We start from the raw sequence: 18,823 nt of genomic DNA, 5'->3' as shown, positions 1-18,823 counted from the left end.
TGGGCGGTGGCCCCGTCCGGCTATTAGTTCAACGGTGCCCACGCAGAGAGGACAAGATGAAAGCGCTTGCGGCAACACTCCGAAACGGAGAACTCGGCTACTGGATGGCCGGACTCGCGGACAAGAGGCCCGCCTACCCTCGTTTCACGGACCAGGATTCCGTGGACCTGGCAATCATAGGTGGTGGCTACACAGGCCTTTGGGCCGCGTACTTCGCCAAGAAAATAGAACCCTCACTCTCGGTCGCGGTATTCGAGGCAGAACAGATCGGCTATGGCGCGTCCGGACGCAACGGCGGCTGGCTGTCGGCGCTCATTCCAGGAAATCGAGCCACTTTTGCTCGCATATCCGGGGGCGGCGAGGAAGCGAGCCGTGCACTGCAGCAGGAGTTCATCGCCGGCGTCGACTCGGTGCTGGATATCCTTCGAGCCGAGGGCATCAACGCGGATCAGCACAAAGGTGGCACCCTTACGGCAGCCCACACCCGGGCGGGGCTCGGCAGGCTGGTAACCCGACGTGAAGCCGATTTGAAATATGGGTTGACCGCGGACGAGGTGCAACTGCTCGCCCGGGACGAGTTTCAAAGCAGAATCAACATAGCCACCGTCCATGGCGGTCTCTATTACAAGCATTGCGCGCGGCTCCACCCGGCGAAACTTGTCTATGGCCTTGCTGACACGCTCACAGACATGGGTGTCGGCATCTACGAAGGCAGCCGGGTCCACAGCATCGATGGGACGACGCTCAGCCTGGTCGGCGGGCGGGTGGCCGCGGCTAAAACGTTCATCTGCACCGAAGGATATTCGGGTCAGCTGCTTGGTCGCAGGACTCTGATACCGATCAATTCCTCGATGATCGTGACCCAGCCGCTATCGAAGGACGCGTGGCAGCAGATCGGCTGGAACGGCCTGCAGTGTCTCAGCGACTCAGCACACACTTTCATCTACGCCCAGCGAACATCGGACGGCCGTATCGCGATCGGCGGGCGGGGCGCGCCCTACCGCTACGCGTCCGGCACGGGCGACACCGGTTCCACTGCCCAGTCCATCATTGACCTGCTCTCTGCAAAGCTCGGCTCGTTCTTCCCCGGTATCGATTTCGAAGTGGACCACGCCTGGTCTGGAGTCCTCGGGGTTACCCGTGACTGGAACGGCGGGGTGCATTGGGATCCAGCGTCCGGGATTGGATCTTCTGCCGGCTACGCAGGACACGGCGTGACGGCAGCCTACGTCGGCGGGCGCACTCTGGCGGAGCTGGCTTTCGAACAAGAGACAGAAAGGACGACACTTCCCTGGGTCGGCTACCGCGCACGGAAATGGGAACCGGAGCCCATCCGCTGGCTAGGTGTTCACGCAATGTACCGGCTTTTTGGTCTTGCTGATCAATGGGAAGAGCGCAGAGATTCCCACAAGACGTCGCTCTTGGCCAGATTCGGCAGCAGACTCGCTGGACTTCACGAATAGTGCAACGAACCAGGCTTCCCGCAGCTGCGCGATGCGCTCGAGGTGCGCCCGGACCCGCTTGGGCTCGAAACAGGCGCCATCAGTGATGCCGAGATCGGCTGAGGGAGTAGACCCGTGCTGCCGACAGTTACCGATAGAAATGACGCTAAAATGAGTGAATTGGATCCTGCACTCGAGCCTGGGCTGCAGTCTAGAAGCATCTTTGAATACGTGGCATGGGGCGCCTTTTGCCCGCTTGGCCTGGGCCTCCGCTTTCCGTTGCGACCAATCCGAATTTCATGTGGGGATGCGGCAGCGAAGTATTTCATGCACGAGTCGATCCTTCGCGGCCTGTTGCTCACGATCCTTCTTGCCGACCGCAGAGAAGCCGCCTCGGATGATTTCCGCCTTGTAGGCGGCCTGGGGCAAACCGACCAATGCTGCCGTGATGGCCGCCATCAGGACATTGATGCCCAGTCGTTCCTGGAAAAGGTGCTGTAGAACATGGATGGAAAACTCGCTGTCATTGGCCTGGGCAGCATCGGCAGCATGGCACTGTGGCAGGCCTCGCGCCTGACCGACTCCGTCGTCGGATTCGAGGCACATTCGCCCGCCCACGGACGCAGCGCCGTGGGTGGGGACACCCGTCTGTTCCGCATGGTCTACCGCGGCAACCCCAGCTACTACGCCATTCTGGAACGCTCACGGGATCTCTGGGGCGAACTGGAAGCGGATACCGCACAGGACATCCTGACCCGCTGCGGCGGACTCTCCATCGGAACCGCCGACGGGTCCTACATCCGCAGCCTCCTCGAGACCACCAGAACCAACGGGGCCGCTCACGAAATCCTCACCCGCGGGGAAATGGCCGAACGCTACCCGCAACACAACCTCCGGACTGACGACATCGCCGTCTACGACCCCAACGCCGGGGCTCTACGCACCGATCGTGCCGTCACCGCCGCCGTTACCGCAGCCCAGGCCAACGGCGCGCAAGTCCAGACCCACACCCCCATCGACGCCATCCAAGAAAACACACACGGGGTGGTTGTGACTTCGGGTGAGAAATCCTGGACCTTCGAGAACGTCATCGTCTCCTGCGGCGGATGGTCCCAACGCCTCATGCCCGACCATCTCGCGGCTGCCACGGAAACCAAACGGGTCTTCCTGACCTGGTTCGTCGCCCGCGACGCAGCCGAGTTCACACCGGATCGTTTTCCCGTTTTCAGCCGGCTCTATGAGGACCGCTCAATGTATGGGGCCCCCGCCGTCGACGGGGTCACAGTCAAAGCCACTCTTGACGGCCGGGGGACAGCAACGCCCGACCCCGGCGGCGTCCCCAGGGAACTCACCACAGCCGAAATCACCGAGACCACCGAAACAGTCTCGGAATTCTTCCCCGGACTCATCCCGACGATCGTCCGCTCAGACGCCTTCCCGGACCTCTACACCGAGGACCGGAACCCGCTGGTGGGCCGATTCAGCGAGTCAAGCAGGATCTACTGCGCCACCGGCTTCTCCGGCGGCGGATTCAAAAATGCCACCGGGTACGGCCACATTGCCGCGTACGAAGCGCTCGGCAAACAGTCATTCGAAGGCCTAGAATTCGTACGCCCTCAACGGTTCAAGACGGGCTAGACCACTCTGTCAGTGAGTAGTACGGGTCTGGCATCGCACAGTGTTGCAATACGCCTGTGCTTTCCTCCGAGGACTGCGGGAATGGGCAGACCGGCACGGCCTCGTACATGTCCTCGACGAGGTCCAAGCCGGCGTGGGTCGCACCGGCAAGTTCTGGCCGACGACTGGGCCCTAACGGTATGCGGAGGGCGAGGAGGACAGCTCAAACGCTGCACTCACGATGTCGCTTTGGGCGAGGAGTTGCGGGGGCAGCATGCACTGCAATGCCCGACAGCGGCGCACGACACAGGTCCCACGACGTCGGGGGCCTGTATAGTCGACAATCGACAAAGAGAGGGCCCGATGGACCGCAAGTTCAAGTGGCAAGAGCAGCGGACCACGACGCCGGACGGCGTCTACCGCTTGCTGCGTACCGCCATCCTTGACGGAACTGTGCCTCAAGGCGGACAACTGCGCGAGACGCACATTGCTGAAGATCTCGGGATCAGTCGGTCCCCACTACGCGAGGCGCTGACCAGGCTCGAGGAGGAGGGGCTGGTCGTGAAGATCCCCTTCCGGGGGGCGTTCGTTGTGGAGGTGACTGCACGCGACGTCGCCGAGATCGCATCGATCCGGGTACTTGTCGAGCCGTACGCTGCTGAGCTCTCGGCCGAAAAGCTGTGTGGTCCTGAGCGGCCTCGGCTAATGCAAACCATCGAGGAACTCCACCGCGCCACGGACACGAACGATATCCCGGCCAGCATTGACGCTCATCTTCGCTTCCACCGGCTCTTCTACGACTCTTCGGGCAACGCCGCTCTGCGAAGTCTTTGGAATGGTTGGGAGACCAAGCTGCGTCTCTACCTCGCAGTCGACCATCGTACTTACAGCAACCTGCATGACATTGCCGTTGAGCACGAGAGACTAGCTGCGCTTGTTTTGGAGGGTGACATCGATGGCTTCCGTGAAGAGTTGGTCAGTCAAATGCAAAATGCGCTCCGAGCCCAACTGTAAACGAGACCGACTGTGAATCCGCCCGGTTAGTCCGGGGACTCTGATGTACCCCGGTTTTCGCGGAGTCGGGATGCTGGACTCTAGGCCACGGGTTGGATTGACGGTTGCATCATCTCGTACTCGATCGGGGTGCGCATGCCCAGGGACGAGTGGCGGCGCTGGCGGTTGTGGAAAATCTCGAGGTATTCGAAGATCGCGTTGGCCAGCTCAATTCGAGTTTTCCACCGCTGCCGGTTCAGCAACTCGGTTTGCATTCTGCCCCAAAAGGATTCGATGACAGCATTGTCGTAGCAGTCGCCGATGGATCCCATTGATGGCACCAGCCCGGACTTGCGCGCCCGTTCGGTGAAGGCCCATGAGGTGAACTGCTCAGCGTGATCGGAGTGGATGATCGTGCCCGGCTGCGGTGACCGGTTGGCGATCGCCATCCCGAGCGCGTTGGTGACCAGCGCCGACGTCTGAGTCGAATCGATCGACCAGCCCACGACCCGGCGGGAGTAGACATCGAGCACGACCGCGCAGAACACCTTTCCCTCGCGGGTGTGATGTTCGGTTATGTCGGTGACCCACAAGCGATTTGGTTCGGTCTGGGCGAACTTACGACCGATGAGGTCACCGGCAGTCGGGGTCTGGTGTTTCGGGCGAGGGCGCCGGTTACCGGGGAGCCCCTTGATCCCGGCGCGGGCCATCAGCAGCTCGATTTGGCCATGGCCGACCGCGATCCCGCGGCCGAGGGTCAGCTCGGCGTGCACCCGCAGCGCGCCGTAGGTGCCGCGGGAGGCGGCATGGATGGCGCGAATCTGTTCGAGCAGAAACGCGTGCCGCAATTCCCGCTGCGACGGCGAACGGTTCTTCCATTCGTAGTACCGAGATTCGGCGACTCCGAGTAGCCGACAGGCCCGCTGCACCGGGAGCCCTTCAGCGGCCATGGTGGCTATGGCCGCGTATCGCCTTTTGGGTTGGGCTCCTCCCGCAGCAGCTCACGAGCGCGTTTGAGGATCGCGACCTCTTGTTCGAGCTCCCGGATCCGCCGCTTCGCCGCGGCCAACTCAGCCTGTTCGCCGCGGTTCATCCCAGGCGCTCGGCCGGTGTCGATCTCCTCTTGCCGGCGCCAGGTGTAGATCGTCTGACCGCTGACACCCAGATCCGCGGCGACCTGAGCGATCGGTCGACCGGCCGCCACCAGGTCGAGCACCTTACGACGGAACTCTTCGGGATAACGCTTGGCCACGAACACATCTCCTTCGACGATGCCGTGACCCAGAAGTCAACCAAACCGACTCCGGAAAATCCGGGGTACATCAACCTGTTCACTGGCGGCCAGCAGTGTCGTGATCAGCAGTGCAGCAAGAGGACTGGTGAGGTCGATCGCCCATCGCAGTTCGATCGCCGTCTCGCGGGCCCGGTCGATCACCGATTCGATAGAGCGCTGATCGTTGCCGATCTTGCCCGCCCAGCATGGCTTGCCGCGGTCGTCGACCACGCAAACATGATGGCTGGCCTTGCCGACATCGATGCCGATCCAGACCCGTTGGCGCAGTGCCACTCCCACACTCCTGTCGTCGCAACCCTAGGCCCACGGACAACCCCGCCATCAGGTCCCTAAACAGCGACGATTCGCATCGGATCTCAATGAGTGGCCGGAGCGTCCAGTGCGGCGGGGCGGCCATTCCTTCAGAGCCACAACACCTGCGCGGAGTCGTCAGCCACACCCCACCGCCCTGGGCATCCGGAGCACTCACCCCGGACAGCTACAGAACTTAGGGATGGAGTCGTGTCGAGGAGGAAGTACCCGGCCGAACTGCGTGAGCGGGCCGTGCGGATGTTTGTGGAGATCCGTAATCAGCATGGTCGGAGTGGGCGGCGATGCGGACAGTAGCCGAGTTGTTGGGAATTGGCCACCCGGAGACGGTGCGGATGTGGGTGCGCCAAAGTGAGGTCGACACCGGTGCGCGTCCGGGTGTCCCGACCGAGGAGTCCGAGGAACTGAAGCGACTGCGGCGTGAGAACGCAGAACTCAAGCGCGCCAACGCAATTCTGAAAGCGGCTTTCTTCGCGTCAATGTAAGGATGATCAAGCCTGGCGGGGTTCGCTCGTTTTTCGCTGCCCCGGCTGTTTGATGCTGGTGGCTTGTCACGATGTGCGGCCCCGCCGGGTTCCGGCCGGTGGGGTTCGTGGCCTGATAGGAGCGCGCTCGATGCCCGATTGACGCGTGCCCGTCCTCACTCGGCTCGCCAGATTCCGAGCTCGTGGAGAGGATGAAACCCTTTGAGCCAGGTCGTTGTTGGTGTGGACGCCCATAAGCGGAGCCATACTTTGGTGGCCGCTGACGCGGTCGGTCGCTGACTCGCGGAGAAGACGGTCGGGACGACCAGCGAAGACCATTTGAAGGCGGTCGAGTGGGCCGCGCAGTGGCCGGAGGCGAAGTTCGCCCTGGAGGACTGCCGCCATGTGACACGCAGGCTCGAACGCGACCTTCTCGCAGCAGGATTCGAAGTTGTTCGGGTGCCGACGCACTTGATGGCCGCTGCTCGTCGTGGTGGCCGGGAGCAGGGCAAGTCCGACCCGATCGACGCCCTCGCCGTCGCGCACGCGGCGCTGCGCGAGCCGGACCTCCCGATCGCCCGCCTGGACGGTTCAGCACGGGAGGTGAAACTGCTGTCGGACTACCGGCATGTCCTGGTCACCGAGCGGACGGAGCTGATCAACCGGCTGCGCTGGCACCTTCACGAACTCGACCCCGGTCTCGAGATTCCGGCTCGTGGGCTGCGCCGCTACTGCGTCATTGACGACCTCGCCGAACGCCTCACCAGCTTCAACGGGTTGGTCGCCCAGCTCACGCGAGAGATGACTGGCCGCTGCCGCGAGCTGACCCGTCAGATCAACGATCTGGAACGGCAGCTGCGTGACCGGGTCCGGCTGCTGGCACCAGGCCTGCTCGCCGTCCCGGATGCGGGGTGCTTTCGGCGGCAGTGATCATCGGCGAAACCGCTGGGGCACAACGGTTCCGGAATAAAGACGCCTATGCGCGATTTACAGGGACCGCGCCGATCCCGGTTTGGTCGGGCAGCACGCCGGGCAAGGTCCGGCTCAACCGCGGCGGGAACCGCTGGATCAACTGTGCCCTGCACATGATCGCGCTTACCCAAGCCCGTGGCCTCGGCCCCGGCAATGACTACGTCGACAAGCTCACCGCTCGCGGCAAGACCGCGTCGAGGCTATGCGCCTGCTGTGCCAGCGGCTGTCCGATGTCGTCTACCGCGCTTTGATCACCGACGAGCGAGCCGCCGCTCAGTCGCCATCGAGCTCACGAAACCGGTTGTGTTGCAGGCGGCTTGACATAGGAGCATCGTCGAGATAGACCGGCGACAGCGCTGATAATCGGGTTCATCACCGAACACCAGGGCCGCCGCGAGAGCGGCGGCCTGCGGCGGGGCGTCGAGTCTCTCTGCGCCGGGCTCACCGAGCTCGGAGTGAAAGTCGCCTCATCAACGTATTGCGAATGCCGCAACCACACCGTCACGAGACAGGATCCATGGCCGCCCCGCTCGACACCAGCGGCATCCTCGGATAGAGGTCGGCGTGCTGGCGCCTTGTCTCCTGCTTGCTCGTGCTGACGCAAACGAGCCCCACCAATGCCATTTCGTGTGGCTCGCCTGTGTGCAGTTCCCGACGACGTGCGCGCGGAATTGCTCGTGCATGCGTCCGTCTCAGTCGTGCTGCTGCCCCACGTTAGAGAGGGGGCGAGCGGACTCCCGCTCGCGCACGCAGAGGTGTCGACGGTGACGGAACTGTGTGCTGCGAGCGGCTTTGCTGTCTGATCTCGGCCAGGTATGACTGCCTGAGCGAGGGCGAACGTGCGCGAGGAGGTGATCGAGCACGTATTTGCATCAAATTTGATGCAAATACGTGCTCGAGTAATGCGCGAGAGGGGACTTATAAACGCACTTCGGTTCGCACATGACACATCGGCGTGTTTGAGAATTATTGACTGTCAGCGCTCTTCGGAATTCGAAGAGCGTCGACAATTGACCCTGATCACGATAGGGCAGGAGCAAACCGAGGTCAAATATCTCTCCCTGTCTGGCTCACTTCATGTAATTGGTTGGTAGCATTGCGATTTGACTCTACTTCTGCGCGGACGTCGCGGACTATGTATCGTGCCTCGAGGTTTCCGTTATTGTGTGGCGAATTCGGGTCCGATGTTATGGACGTGCAAAACGACCAGGCCGCCGCCGAGGCATTCTCGCGCATCGGCGACCCATCTGATCATGTGCGGGGCACGGCCGAACAGGTTGCCGGTGACGTCGCGGATACCTGCGAGGGTCGCTTCGACCGCGCTGACCGGATGGACGGGAGTGGTGCTCGATCCGAGTCATGGAAGTCATCAGTGGCGGCGGGTCAGGGCGTGCGTTTCCGGTGCTGCCTTCCCGATCAACGAGGCGTATCCCACCTGTCGAAGACATCTTGTCGAAGCGACCGACCGTCCGCGTGTGCAAGGATCACGCGAGCCATCATGTCGGTCAGTTCCCCCTCCGCCGCGCGTAGTACGACTGCCTCCATTGCCCTCGTCACCGGCTCGTGACGTTCAAGGATCGCCTCCCGTTGTCCGAGGTCTACCTCACTTCGAATTGCCCACAGCGTGAGGCCTATGTATGTCCGCCATGGACTGAGGTGACGGCCATGATGCTCAACCAGCTGGTCCGCCAACGCCGATGAGGCGGTATGGATCGCGGCACCCGGGCTTACCTCGAGATCAACCTGCGAGAGAATTTTCGCAGCCGAGCCATATATTTCTCGCAGCAGATTCTCCTTCGAATCGAAGTAATAGTGGACCAGGGATGTCGGTACGCCGACCGCTTTCGCGATATCGCGCACCGAAGCCGCAGGACCTCGCGCCGCGACTATTTCGATTCCGGCCGCGACCATCGCCGATCGTCGATCGTTCTGTCGAACGGTGAGGCCGCTACGCAACGACGGCACCGAGCTGGCTCGCAGATTCAGACATGCGCAAGATCTCCCGCATGATCGGGCTGCTCCTCGGCTTGCGCACGCAGGCGCAAGTACTGCGCCGAAACCGTCACGACAGCGGCGAAGACGATCATGGCGATCAGCATGCCGATCGAGACCCAGAACATCCGGTCGTAGAGAGCGATGTCGCAGCGAATGATTGCTCGCCGGGCAAAGGTCATCGGGCTGATGTTCTCGAAAGGTTCGAATGCCGATGGCGTCGTCCCCGGCGGGAAAACGCCACCGAAGGCGAAGATCTGGAACATATAGAAGCCGAAGGCAGTGATGCTCCCTGCGAGGCGCCCCAGCAACACCACGAACATATGAGTAGTGACAGCGGCTGTGATGCCGACCAGAATCACGACGGCGATCATCGAAGGCCAATTCTGTGGCTCCCAGCCGACCGATTTTCCATAACCTGCCGCAGCAGCGGCGGTAACGATCCCGGCGACAACTCCTTGAAGTGTCCTGCCGCGTACTGTGTGCAACGCGCGATGCCGGATCGAGCCACCGATCGTGCTGCTGCGCAGCGGTTTCAGCAACATCCACACGACGATCGCAGCGAGAAACGTTGCGAGGATCACGATCACCGGACCCGCGCCGCCGGCGATGATCTTGCGGCTGCGGTCGCCACCGACAACCAGTTCACTGGGCTCCTGATTCCGAACGTCGATCGTGAATGGCTCGCTGAACATCATGGCGGAGGCATTCCTATCTACGACGTGTGGCGCGGCGGCCGACCCATCCCGCAACCCGACGTCCAGTTGTCGCATGCCGTCGTTCAGTTGTGCAGCCCCGCTTTGCAGTTGGTGCCCGCCGACGGAAAGCTGCCGGATCCCGGTGGCGAGTTCATTCATGCCGTGGTCGATCGCGGTCGACCCGTCGCGTAGTTGAGTCGCTCCGTTGGCCAGTGCGAGGACTCCTGCGCGGTAGTCGGCGTGGGGATCGGTCAGTTGTCGTGCGAGTTCGCGTGTTCCGTTGTGCAACTGGGCAAGCTGGGCGGTGATGCTGCTGGGGTCAGCTCGGCGGACCTGGTTGATGAGTGCCCGAAGCTGGGTAGCAGCGGCGGTCAGCGACGGATCGGAGCTGTTCGCCAGCTGATCGAGTACCGGCGCCAATTCTGTCGTGAGCTGATCCAGGGGATCGAGGACGGCGAGTACCGGCGTGACGATCTGGTCCACCCCGTCCTGTATCTGGACGGCGCCGGAGCCCAGTTGGTCTGTGCCACCGACCAGCTGAGTCGCCCCGGTCGCCAGCTGCGCAGTTCCGGCTCTGAGCTGGCCTGTGCCATCGACCAGAGTTGTCGCGCCGACGAAAGCCTGGTCCAGTCCGGTCGCCAGCTGAGCGGAGCCGTCGGCGAGCTGATTGCTGCCAGATGCTGCTTGGGATACTCCCTGCGACGCGTCACTGAGCCCCGCCCCAAGGCGGTTGATACCGACGAGAAGTTGTCCGGCATATTCACGTCCGATCGACGCGGTGATCTGCCGTTCGGCGTCCGCTACCACACCGTTGGCAACCGAGGGCCCCAGCGTTCCGTTGAAGTCGTTGTACCACACCATGATTCGCGCGTGGACCGGCTCGGGGTCTGTAATGGTCGAGATGTCGCGTGTGAAGTCGCTGGGAATGATGACGGAAAACGCGTACCGGGATTCGCGCAGTCCGTCCAGTGCCTCGGCGCTGCTGACGCGGTGGAACTGCAGATCGTTGCCCGATACGAGACTGTCCAGGATCCCCGCGCCGATGTTCTCAGGTTTACCGTCGACTACGGCACCGAGATCGTCGCTTGCGACCGCGACGGGAACCTGTCGCAGGTATACCTCTGGATCCCACATCACCCACATGTAAATGGCGGAAATCAGCGTCGGCAATACGAGCCCCAGAATTAACAGCACGCGGGCGGGGCCGGATTTGGGGAATGCTTTGAGCCAACTTCCGACTCGAGTTGCGAGTGAATTGCGCGCCATGACGGTCCTTTCTGCGCCCAAAAAACATGTGGGTTATCCGCGGTGCCCCGGCCCAGCAGAATGATGATCAGCCGACTGTTGGCGATTTTCGTCATCGGGCGCCATCGGACCGCCCACGACGCTAGTGACGCGGAACACCGGCGGGTGCACCGAGGACGCCATGTTGGCGGAACTGCCCCTCTCTGTGTCTCCTTTGCCCCTGCGGCGGATCAGAAGTCGTGGCCACCCGAAGATATGGAATCCGGCGCGGCTGCCGATTCGAGCTCGGCTCGCCGCTTTACGAGTGGGCTGCCCCCGCTTGGTATTCGCTCGGTTGCGAGATGTAAGGAAACCGATGCCAGCGTGAGCCAGTCGAAGCTGGAGTGGCGGCGGTGCCGCCTCACTGTTACCTGAATACGCGTGGGTGTGGTCGTCCCAGCATTTAGATCCCTGAAACGATCACTCGGTTGCCTACGGGTCGCCCGCCCCTTTCGTCAAAGAATTATTTCAAGGGCTCGTCGGCCGCCAATGCTGTTAAGTATCACGTGGAAGGCCCTGCAGGTCGGTGTACCGTCGCCGGAGAATGCGAAGCATTTGAGGTTCGATGGGGTTCAACGAGCAGTACAGGCGAACAGGAGATCGGTTCCTTTCCGGGTTCCTGAATCGCATATGACAGTGTGGAGGCGATGCGATGTCCGATATCCCGGCACCGGAATTCTCGGGTACCAACCGCAGCACCTCGGCCACGGTGCCGCCGACCATCCTGCGATACCTCGCCGTTACCGCCATTGAGGACGGGGTCGATCTGCGCCCGCTGTTCGCGAACGTGGGCCTGGACGAATCCGTGCTGCGCTCGCCCGCCTGGCGGGTCTCCTACCGGCAGGGCGCGGCGGTGATTCAGCGGGCCTTGGCGCTGACTGGGGATGAACATCTGGGTCTGCGGGTGGGTTCGGTGCAGGGTCCGACTTCATGGGGATTGCTCGGCTTCGCCATGATGGCCTGCGATACGTTGGAGCACGCAATCTCGGTCGGCGTGAAGTATCAGAATCTGTCGGGTGCGATGCTTATGTGGTCGGCGTCCTGGGAGTCCGATGGGTTCGTGGTGCGCGTGGAATTGCCCGATCCGGCCCTGTACCCCGCTGTGGCGGTCTTCCTGATCGAGGAGGCATTCGCCAGCGCTGTCGCTCTCGCGCGACTAACGGTGGGCCCACAGTTCAGTCCGCGGCGCGTTGGCTTCACCTTCCCGACCCCGCGCGAGACAGAGCCATTCAGCCGGTTGTTCGGCTGTCCGGTGGAGTTCGGAGCGGCACACAACCGCTTCGTGTTCGGTCGGGCTTGGGCTCGCATGGTCCTGCCGGGCCATGACCCGGTCACCTTTGCATCGACGCTAGAGCTTTTGGACGCTGAAATGGCTGCCCGCCGCGACCGCCAGGAATTGCTGGAGCTGCTGGAGGTATCGATCGCCCAGTCCTTGCCGACTGTCCCCTCGTTCGCCGAGCAGGCTCGCCGTAACTCTGCCAGCGAGCGCACGTTGCGCCGGCGGCTGGCCGAGTGTGGTACGACCTACGAACAGTTGGTGGACGGGGTCCGGCGGGAACGGGTGGAGTTGCTGCTGCGCCGACCGGAGCGCACGCTGCGCGAAATCGCCCACCAGGCTGGGTTCTCCGACGAGCGGGCGCTACGGCGGGCGGTGCGGCGGTGGTACGGCATGGCACCCTTGGAATTGCGCAGGCAGATCCAATAATCGGACCGAAAAGCCAAGCCGCGGTGCGTGATTCAGCGAGTGCGGATCCAGACCGTCTTTTCCCTGGTCCATTGATCGAAAGCCGTCGTGGACTTCTCCACGCCCCCGAATCCGGATTGCTTCCAGCCACCGAAGGGCGCCGTGATGTCGCCCTCGCTGTAGGCATTGACGGAAACCATGCCAGCTTCGATGCTCCGCGCCAGGCGCAAAGCGATGTCGAGGTCACGAGTCCAGACAGAGGCCGCCAAGCCGTACGCGGTGGAGTTGGCCAAGTGGATCGCTTGGGCTTCGGAGTTGAAGGTCTGCAGGGTGACCACTGGTCCGAATAATTCGTCGGTGAGAACCGCGCTGCCGTCCGGAACCTGGGTCAGGACAGTCGGTGGGTAGTAGGCGCCGTGTGGGTGCAGACCGTCGGGCAGCTCTTGTGCGTGGACGTCGGCTCCGGCGGATCGAGCTGCGTCCACCGCTGCCGCGACCCGGTCGCGGGCGGCTCGGTTGATAAGCGGTCCGATGCGGGTCGTGGGGTCCGCGGGATCGCCGATCGTGAGTTCCCCGGCCGCTGTGACGAACCGTGCCAGCACCTCCTCGGCGATGTCCCGGTGGACCAGGATCCGCGAGCCAGCGGTGCAGTTCTGGCCCATCGTCAGGAAGGCCGCCTCGATCATGTTCTCGATGAGTTCGTCACCGAAGTCGAGCGCATCGGCCATCAGCACCTGGGGACTCTTGCCACCCATCTCCAGGGATACCCGCTTGAAGTTGGTGTCGGCGGCTTCGGTGAGGATGCGCCGTCCCGTCGCGGTGGAGCCGGTGAACGAGAGCGCGCCGACCAGGGGGTCTCGGGCCAGGGCGGTACCGGTGACCGGCCCGGGGCCAGTGAGAACGGTGAGCACTCCGTCGGGGATTCCGGCTTCGGTCGCCAGCCGGGCCAGGTGGAGCGCGGAGCGGGGGGTTGCTTCGGCGGGCTTGAGCAGCAGGCTGTTACCCGCGGCCAGGGCCGGTCCGATCTTCCAGGCCGCCATGGCCAGCGGATAGTTCCACGGCAGGATTGCCGCGACTACGCCCATCGGCTCCCGGGTGACCAGTCCGAGATGCTCCGGTCCTGTTGGAGCGATGCGGCCGAACAGCTTATCGGTTGCTTCGGCGAAGAACCGGGTCGACTCGATCGCGCCGGGGACATCGCCCACGAGGCACTCGGTGATCGGCTTGCCGGCGTCCTCGCTGTCCAGCCGTGCCAACAACTCGGCATCGCGTTCCATGAGTTCCGCCAGTCGCAGCAGGACCGCGGCTCTTTCCCTTGGCGGACGCCAGGACCAGACCCCCGAGTCGAATACGTCTCGGGCATGCGTGGTTGCCGCAGCGACCTGTACGGCGTCGAATATGGGAACGGTGGCCATGACTTGCCCGGTGGCCGGGTTGACAACATGCATCCCGGTGGGATCGGCTGTTTGTGCCGGGGTCATGCTTCCTCCACGAGTTCCCAGCGTCCGTCGGTCTGGCGGGCCAGCCCGCGGCGGCGCAGTTCGTCCAGGTAGCGGGCCATTCCGCGCGCGCCTTTCTTGCGAAACAGTGGGATGAGCCGTGGTAGCAGGTTTGGTTCGAGCATGGCCAGGCGCACCAGGTAGGACTCGCTCGACTTGGGGTAGACCTCGAGCACGGGGCGGTCCAGCAGCCGCTGCACTGCCGCCACGACGTCGGAGGGTTGCTGGGGCGGGTCCTGGAACTGCAGGACGTTGCCGCCGTCGACGGCTTCTTCGCGCAACATGCGAGTGTCGGTCGCAGACGGCAGTACCGATCCGGCTGTGATCCCTTTGTCCCGCAGGTCGAGAGCGATCGAGAGCATTGCACCGCGCAAGCCGAATTTGGAGGCGCTGTAAATAGGAGTTTCCCCTTGCGGGAAGATGCCGGCCAGCGAGACGGTAGTCACCACGCGGGGGTCGGGTGCGGCGCGCAGCAGCGGAATCGCGATCCTCGTTGTGATCAGCGGGGAGAGCAGGTTCAGCTCGATCTCCTGCCGGATACTCGCGACACTTCGCACGTCGAACCGTTCGGCACTGGTCATGCCCACGTTATTGACGAGTACGTCCAGTCTGCCGTGGGCGTCCGATACCTCGTCGAACAGCCGCTCCACCGCCGTCTGGTCCAGAAGGTCACAGCCGATCCCGCTGTGCCCGCCGCCCGGTAGTCCGTTCGCGATCCGCTCGGCGCGGGCCTGGTCGATGTCGACAACGAGGCACACCGCCCCCTGGGTGGCGAATCGGTGACATAGGGCGCTGCCTATACCACCGGCGCCGCCGGTCACCAAGATCACTTTGCCGCGGAATTGGTAGGTCATGGCGCGACCACCAGTGACCCGGCCGGTTGCGCCGAGGGCGCCTGCCCCTGTGTGCGCCAGCCCATCCGCGAGGCGACCTTTGCCAGGTACTTCACGAAAGCGCCGCTGTCGACGTATCCGGTGTGCCGGGGTGAGTCGACGAATTTCAGACCGCTGGTCAGGTCCGGGCGGTCGGTACGGATCATCTCGGCGAAGCGGCGGGCGCCGGGCCGCTGGTGCCGCTGGTCGTCGATAAATCCTGCGATCAGCTGAGCCTGGGTGTCGAACAGTTGGTAGGCGCCCGAGTTGGTCTCCACGAAGCCCCCTCCGAACAAGCCCTGGTGCTCACGGGAGAACGCCGAGAGGTACAGGTCGGGGTGCTGCTCGCCACCGAAATACTTCTGAGCTACCGGCACCTTGTGGACATAACCGGTGGCCAGCAGGATCAGGTCGAACTCGTCACTGCTGCCGTCGGTGAAGTAAACCGTGTTCCCCGCGGTACGCTCCAGGCCCGGCTTCGCGGTGATGTCCCCATGCTGTAGGTGATGGATCAACAGTGAGTTGACGGCCGGGTGCGTCTCGAACAGTTTGTGATCCGGCTTCTGCAGCCCGAGTCGGAGAGGATTTCCGTTGAGCAGACGCAGCAGAGCGCCGAAGACACGCTGTTCCAGCCACATCGGAAGCTTCGGACCGACATGCGCGAGCGTATCCACCGGGCGGCCGAAGACGTGCTTGGGGATGAACCAGTAACCGCGGCGCATGCTGATCACGGCGTGGTCGGCCGACCGCGCCGCGTCGCAGGCGATGTCGCAGCCCGAATTGCCGGCACCGACAACCAATACCCGCTTGCCGCGCAACTCGTCCGCACTGCGGTAGGAGGCTGTATGCCGAATCTGTCCGGCGAAGTTGCCGGGCAGCTCAGGAACGTTGGGATGCCACTGCGCGCCGGTGCAGACCACGACCTGCCGGTGCACGGTTACCCGGCCGTCGTCCCGGGTCACCGTCCACGTGGAGTCGGCGTTCTTCTCCACGGACCGCACTGCGACCCCGAACTCGATCCGCTCGGTGAGCCCGTAAGCATCGGCGAAGGACCGCAGATACTCAATGATCTGCTGCCGCGGCGGATAGTCGGCGAAGTGGTCCGGCATCGGATATCCACCGAAGCCTGACAGGGTTTTGCTGGAGATGAAGTGAGCCGACTCATACATCGGGCTGCCAGGGTTTTCGATGTCCCACAGACCGCCGACACCGGTGTGACGCTCGATGTGGGTGTAGGGGAGATTCCGCTCCGCCAGAGCCCTGGCCACTGCCAGTCCGGCCGGTCCCGCCCCGATTACGCAGGTGTCATACGTTGGGTCCGACATCGTCCCCACCTCCTTCTTGCTGTGCATTCGGATGTGGGATGACTTTATGTACGCGACGCCGGGAGAGAACTGGCTCGCGCGGCCACTCAGGGGGCCTCAGCGGCCATTTCCCTGCCGACACCCAGCAGAGGGGCATCTCAGATCGGCGCGAACATCGACCATCCAACCGATCACCGTTGGGTCGATCGAGTAGTCGTTACCCAGAACACGCAAGTAGGCGCGGCAGGTGAACTCAACCGCTGGGCCAATCGGCGGCAGGGCCGTCATCGCGGCTCGGTCAGTGTCGACCAGTTCGGTCGGACGCGTCGAAAGTCGCCGGACGCGACGGGAATTCGCGATCGGCAGCCAGTAAGTGAGCTGGATGTTGAAGTCGGCCGGGGAATCGAATGACCGGCCCGGCAGAAACCAGGTCTCGAGTTATCCGTTGACCCGCTCCACGATGCCTTTCGAGAGCAGACCGAACCCGTGGCTTTGCCTAGGGTGATCTGTTACGATCTGGTCAGGCGACCAGTTGGCTGGCAAATGCTCGCGGATTCGTTGCCGACGGCATGCGGGAGGTGCATGCTGTGTTCCGCGCCGCGCCCTCCGAACAGGTCGGGGCCGTCGACGCGACCAGCACCGACAACCGACGCAATGGATGCTGTCGGCACAACGCAGGTCCTGCCAAGGCTCGCGTAGACACGCCAAGAGCCAACACTCTTGGCTCAACGTCCAAATGGCTGCCGACATCCGAGGATATCGGGGCCATGCTAGAACCAGGATTCCGCATATGCCGAGTCGCAGCCATACCACGAACGTGGGCCTTCGCCCGGACGATGACCCGACCCTGCACGACGCACGAATCCCCCCGAGCGTTATCACCGGCGTCCTCGATCTCGGCGAACAGCGGGAGATGAACACAGAGTCGTGGTTCGCCGGAAGCGGATTCACACGTTCTCAGTTCGACCTACCAGAGACTCGTCTATCGCTCCGCCAAACATTGATGATCTTGCGTCGCGCACTGCGCGCTCTGCCTTCCGGGCCAATAGGCGTCCATATAGGCACTCGCGAAGTCTTCAGTCAATGGGGCCTGCTCGGTTTCGCCATGCGGTCAGCGGGATACGTCGCAGAAGCCGTCGACATCGGACTACAACTACATCAAGCCTCAGGCAGTCTGCTCAACTACGAATTCGAGCCGGACACAAGGGAATTCGCAGTACGAATCGACGAGCGGACTCCTCAACCGGAGTTGCTTCCTTTCTTGTGCGAAGATACGTGCTGCTCGATGCTCGTGTTGGCGCGGTCGATCTTCGGTGGCCAAGTTGCGCCGACCCGGCTCGAATTCGCTTATCCCCGAATGCCGTATTCGGATGTGTACAGCCGATTCTTCCAATGCTCAATTCGATACAACGCTCCGGTCACGCGCATCTACTTCAGCACTGAGTTCCTGAATCGACCGATTCCGACGGCCAATCCTGCTCAACTCGCCATAGCCATCGAGGCGGCCCGCCTCATCGCCGACCCCGGCGGCCACCGGCCAGATATTGTATCGGCGGTGGAGGGCGTACTTCGTCAGAATCTGCGTCAACCACTGCCAATGGCACTCGTTGCGGAACGGTTGATGATCAGCGAACGCACGCTACACCGACGGTTAGCCGAAGCGGGCCTGATGTTCGGCGAGATCCGTGACCGAGTGCGTCTGCAGCGGGCGAAAACCCTGTTACGCGAATCGAGTCTTCCTGTCGCAGTGGTCGCCGCCGAAGTTGGATTCAGCGACAGCCGCGAGTTCCGCCGTGCATATCAGCGTTGGACTGGTCAAGCCCCGAGCGCCGAGCGCGGCACACCTTCCTTCCGAGGAACCGGCATGCTGCGCCGCAACGTATTTGAGCAGTTTCCGGTCCAGTTGCGACATCAATCTGACACGGATACAACTGATTCCGCCATCCGCTCGGCGGTTGGACCCTGACCGCCCACTTGTCGTTCTCCATCCGATACTGATGCCGGTCGAGTGCACCACGCAGGCCGCCAGGGACGAGCACAGGCGAATTTTCTCCCTGATGGCTGACAATCACCCGGCCGCAGCCGCGCCGCTCAGCAGTCCGTTTCGCCCATGAGCGCATCGCCCGTCAGTGACCGATATAAATAACGCCCTCAATCAGGCTGGCAGTGAGTACATGCTCGGTGCCATCGCGGGCACCATGGCCGACGCAGTGATTGGACTCGTCGACAGGTGCATCGTCGGCGCGATTGTCGGCACAGTCGGGGCTGCTTGCCTGGGCGCCGCTCTGGGCCTCATCATCGGTGGGTCAGTTGTCAGCATCCAGCGGGGATCGCCGGGCTGATTCAGGCGTGCAACACCCCTGCACGATGCAAGGGCGAACTCTTCACTCACGTCTTTG

General features: G+C 63.0%; 12 protein-coding genes and 4 pseudogenes. 9 read left to right on the top strand and 7 right to left on the bottom strand.

Going from position 1 to position 18,823, the window contains the following annotated elements; all coding sequences use genetic code 11:
* Nucleotides 1-56: 56 nt before the first annotated feature.
* The 5 genes and pseudogenes from ON44_RS45480 to ON44_RS45470 all read left to right on the top strand — a co-directional run bounded on the left by ON44_RS45480 (nt 57) and on the right by ON44_RS45470 (nt 4,073).
* Nucleotides 57-1,463: an NAD(P)/FAD-dependent oxidoreductase gene (locus ON44_RS45480; protein WP_040701664.1), complete on the top strand. Its 1,407-nt coding sequence runs from the start codon at nt 57-59 to the stop codon at nt 1,461-1,463.
* Between the two features lie 150 nt (nt 1,464-1,613).
* A complete protein-coding gene (locus ON44_RS51600) occupies nt 1,614-1,943 on the top strand; it encodes a hypothetical protein (RefSeq protein WP_169338174.1) in 330 nt (109 codons plus the stop codon).
* Nucleotides 1,944-1,946: 3 nt separating this feature from the next.
* Nucleotides 1,947-3,080 carry an N-methyl-L-tryptophan oxidase gene (gene solA / locus ON44_RS45475; RefSeq protein WP_040701663.1) on the top strand — a complete coding sequence of 378 codons (1,134 nt, stop codon included), beginning with the start codon at nt 1,947-1,949 and terminating at the stop codon, nt 3,078-3,080.
* Between the two features lie 58 nt (nt 3,081-3,138).
* Nucleotides 3,139-3,237 (top strand): annotated as a pseudogene (locus ON44_RS49345) (aminotransferase class III-fold pyridoxal phosphate-dependent enzyme); the annotation flags it as partial.
* A gap of 185 nt (nt 3,238-3,422) precedes the next feature.
* Nucleotides 3,423-4,073 (top strand): GntR family transcriptional regulator, encoded by a 651-nt coding sequence (locus tag ON44_RS45470; protein WP_040701662.1) that lies wholly within the window; start codon nt 3,423-3,425, stop codon nt 4,071-4,073.
* Between the two features lie 80 nt (nt 4,074-4,153).
* Here ON44_RS45470 and ON44_RS45465 read toward each other — a convergent pair.
* Together ON44_RS45465 and ON44_RS45455 are read right to left on the bottom strand one after the other, a co-directional pair.
* Nucleotides 4,154-5,304: pseudogene (locus tag ON44_RS45465) on the bottom strand (IS3 family transposase).
* Nucleotides 5,305-5,340: 36 nt separating this feature from the next.
* The gene (locus ON44_RS45455) at nt 5,341-5,619 is read right to left on the bottom strand and encodes an IS110 family transposase (RefSeq protein ID WP_040701660.1); all 279 of its coding nucleotides are present in this window, start codon (nt 5,617-5,619) and stop codon (nt 5,341-5,343) included.
* 276 nt (nt 5,620-5,895) lie between these two features.
* Between ON44_RS45455 and ON44_RS51220 the strand changes: the two are divergent.
* A pseudogene (locus ON44_RS51220) lies at nt 5,896-6,122 on the top strand (transposase); the annotation flags it as partial.
* 219 nt (nt 6,123-6,341) lie between these two features.
* Nucleotides 6,342-7,434, top strand: a pseudogene (locus ON44_RS45445) (IS110 family RNA-guided transposase).
* Nucleotides 7,435-8,507: 1,073 nt separating this feature from the next.
* On the opposite strand, the gene ON44_RS45440 reads toward ON44_RS45445, so the two are convergent.
* Nucleotides 8,508-9,002: a TetR/AcrR family transcriptional regulator gene (locus ON44_RS45440; protein WP_040701659.1), complete on the bottom strand. Its 495-nt coding sequence runs from the start codon at nt 9,000-9,002 to the stop codon at nt 8,508-8,510.
* Nucleotides 9,003-9,073: 71 nt separating this feature from the next.
* A complete protein-coding gene (locus ON44_RS45435) occupies nt 9,074-11,047 on the bottom strand; it encodes a YhgE/Pip domain-containing protein (RefSeq protein ID WP_040701658.1) in 1,974 nt (657 codons plus the stop codon).
* Nucleotides 11,048-11,717: 670 nt separating this feature from the next.
* On the opposite strand from ON44_RS45435, the gene ON44_RS45430 reads away from it, so the two are divergent.
* A complete protein-coding gene (locus tag ON44_RS45430) occupies nt 11,718-12,770 on the top strand; it encodes an AraC family transcriptional regulator (protein ID WP_040701657.1) in 1,053 nt (350 codons plus the stop codon).
* Nucleotides 12,771-12,802: 32 nt separating this feature from the next.
* Here ON44_RS45430 and ON44_RS45425 read toward each other — a convergent pair whose 3' ends face one another.
* The 3 genes from ON44_RS45425 to ON44_RS45415 are packed head-to-tail and all read right to left on the bottom strand — an operon-like array spanning nt 12,803 to nt 16,445.
* On the bottom strand, nt 12,803-14,230 hold the full coding sequence (locus tag ON44_RS45425) for an aldehyde dehydrogenase family protein (RefSeq protein ID WP_051183420.1): 1,428 nt from the start codon (nt 14,228-14,230) through the stop codon (nt 12,803-12,805).
* Nucleotides 14,227-15,102 (bottom strand): SDR family NAD(P)-dependent oxidoreductase, encoded by an 876-nt coding sequence (locus ON44_RS45420; protein ID WP_040701656.1) that lies wholly within the window; start codon nt 15,100-15,102, stop codon nt 14,227-14,229. Before ON44_RS45420 ends, ON44_RS45425 begins: the two co-directional genes overlap by 4 nt.
* Nucleotides 15,099-16,445, bottom strand: a complete 1,347-nt coding sequence (locus ON44_RS45415) for a flavin-containing monooxygenase (protein ID WP_040701655.1) — start codon at nt 16,443-16,445, stop codon at nt 15,099-15,101. Before ON44_RS45415 ends, ON44_RS45420 begins: the two co-directional genes overlap by 4 nt.
* 769 nt (nt 16,446-17,214) lie before the next feature.
* Between ON44_RS45415 and ON44_RS45410 the strand changes: the two genes are divergently transcribed.
* On the top strand, nt 17,215-18,390 hold the full coding sequence (locus tag ON44_RS45410; RefSeq protein ID WP_051183419.1) for an AraC family transcriptional regulator ligand-binding domain-containing protein: 1,176 nt from the start codon (nt 17,215-17,217) through the stop codon (nt 18,388-18,390).
* The last annotated feature ends 433 nt before the right edge of the window (nt 18,391-18,823 follow it).

It is taken from the genome of Nocardia vinacea NBRC 16497 (assembly GCF_000308835.1).
Taxonomy (GTDB): domain Bacteria; phylum Actinomycetota; class Actinomycetes; order Mycobacteriales; family Mycobacteriaceae; genus Nocardia; species Nocardia vinacea.
Note: the sequence above shows the minus strand (reverse complement) of the source record. Positions and strands in the feature narration are given on the sequence as shown.

Excerpts from the sequence above, each read along its gene's own strand:
- ON44_RS45430 (WP_040701657.1), top strand. The coding sequence starts at position 11,718 with ATGTCCGATATCCCGGCACCGGAATTCTCGGGTACCAACCGCAGCACC.
- ON44_RS45420 (WP_040701656.1), bottom strand. The coding sequence starts at position 15,102 with ATGACCTACCAATTCCGCGGCAAAGTGATCTTGGTGACCGGCGGCGCC.
- solA (WP_040701663.1), top strand. The coding sequence starts at position 1,947 with ATGGATGGAAAACTCGCTGTCATTGGCCTGGGCAGCATCGGCAGCATG.
- ON44_RS45435 (WP_040701658.1), bottom strand. The coding sequence starts at position 11,047 with ATGGCGCGCAATTCACTCGCAACTCGAGTCGGAAGTTGGCTCAAAGCA.
- ON44_RS45480 (WP_040701664.1), top strand. The coding sequence starts at position 57 with ATGAAAGCGCTTGCGGCAACACTCCGAAACGGAGAACTCGGCTACTGG.
- ON44_RS51600 (WP_169338174.1), top strand. The coding sequence starts at position 1,614 with ATGAGTGAATTGGATCCTGCACTCGAGCCTGGGCTGCAGTCTAGAAGC.
- ON44_RS45470 (WP_040701662.1), top strand. The coding sequence starts at position 3,423 with ATGGACCGCAAGTTCAAGTGGCAAGAGCAGCGGACCACGACGCCGGAC.
- ON44_RS45425 (WP_051183420.1), bottom strand. The coding sequence starts at position 14,230 with ATGACCCCGGCACAAACAGCCGATCCCACCGGGATGCATGTTGTCAAC.
- ON44_RS45410 (WP_051183419.1), top strand. The coding sequence starts at position 17,215 with ATGCCGAGTCGCAGCCATACCACGAACGTGGGCCTTCGCCCGGACGAT.
- ON44_RS45415 (WP_040701655.1), bottom strand. The coding sequence starts at position 16,445 with ATGTCGGACCCAACGTATGACACCTGCGTAATCGGGGCGGGACCGGCC.
- ON44_RS45440 (WP_040701659.1), bottom strand. The coding sequence starts at position 9,002 with ATGGTCGCGGCCGGAATCGAAATAGTCGCGGCGCGAGGTCCTGCGGCT.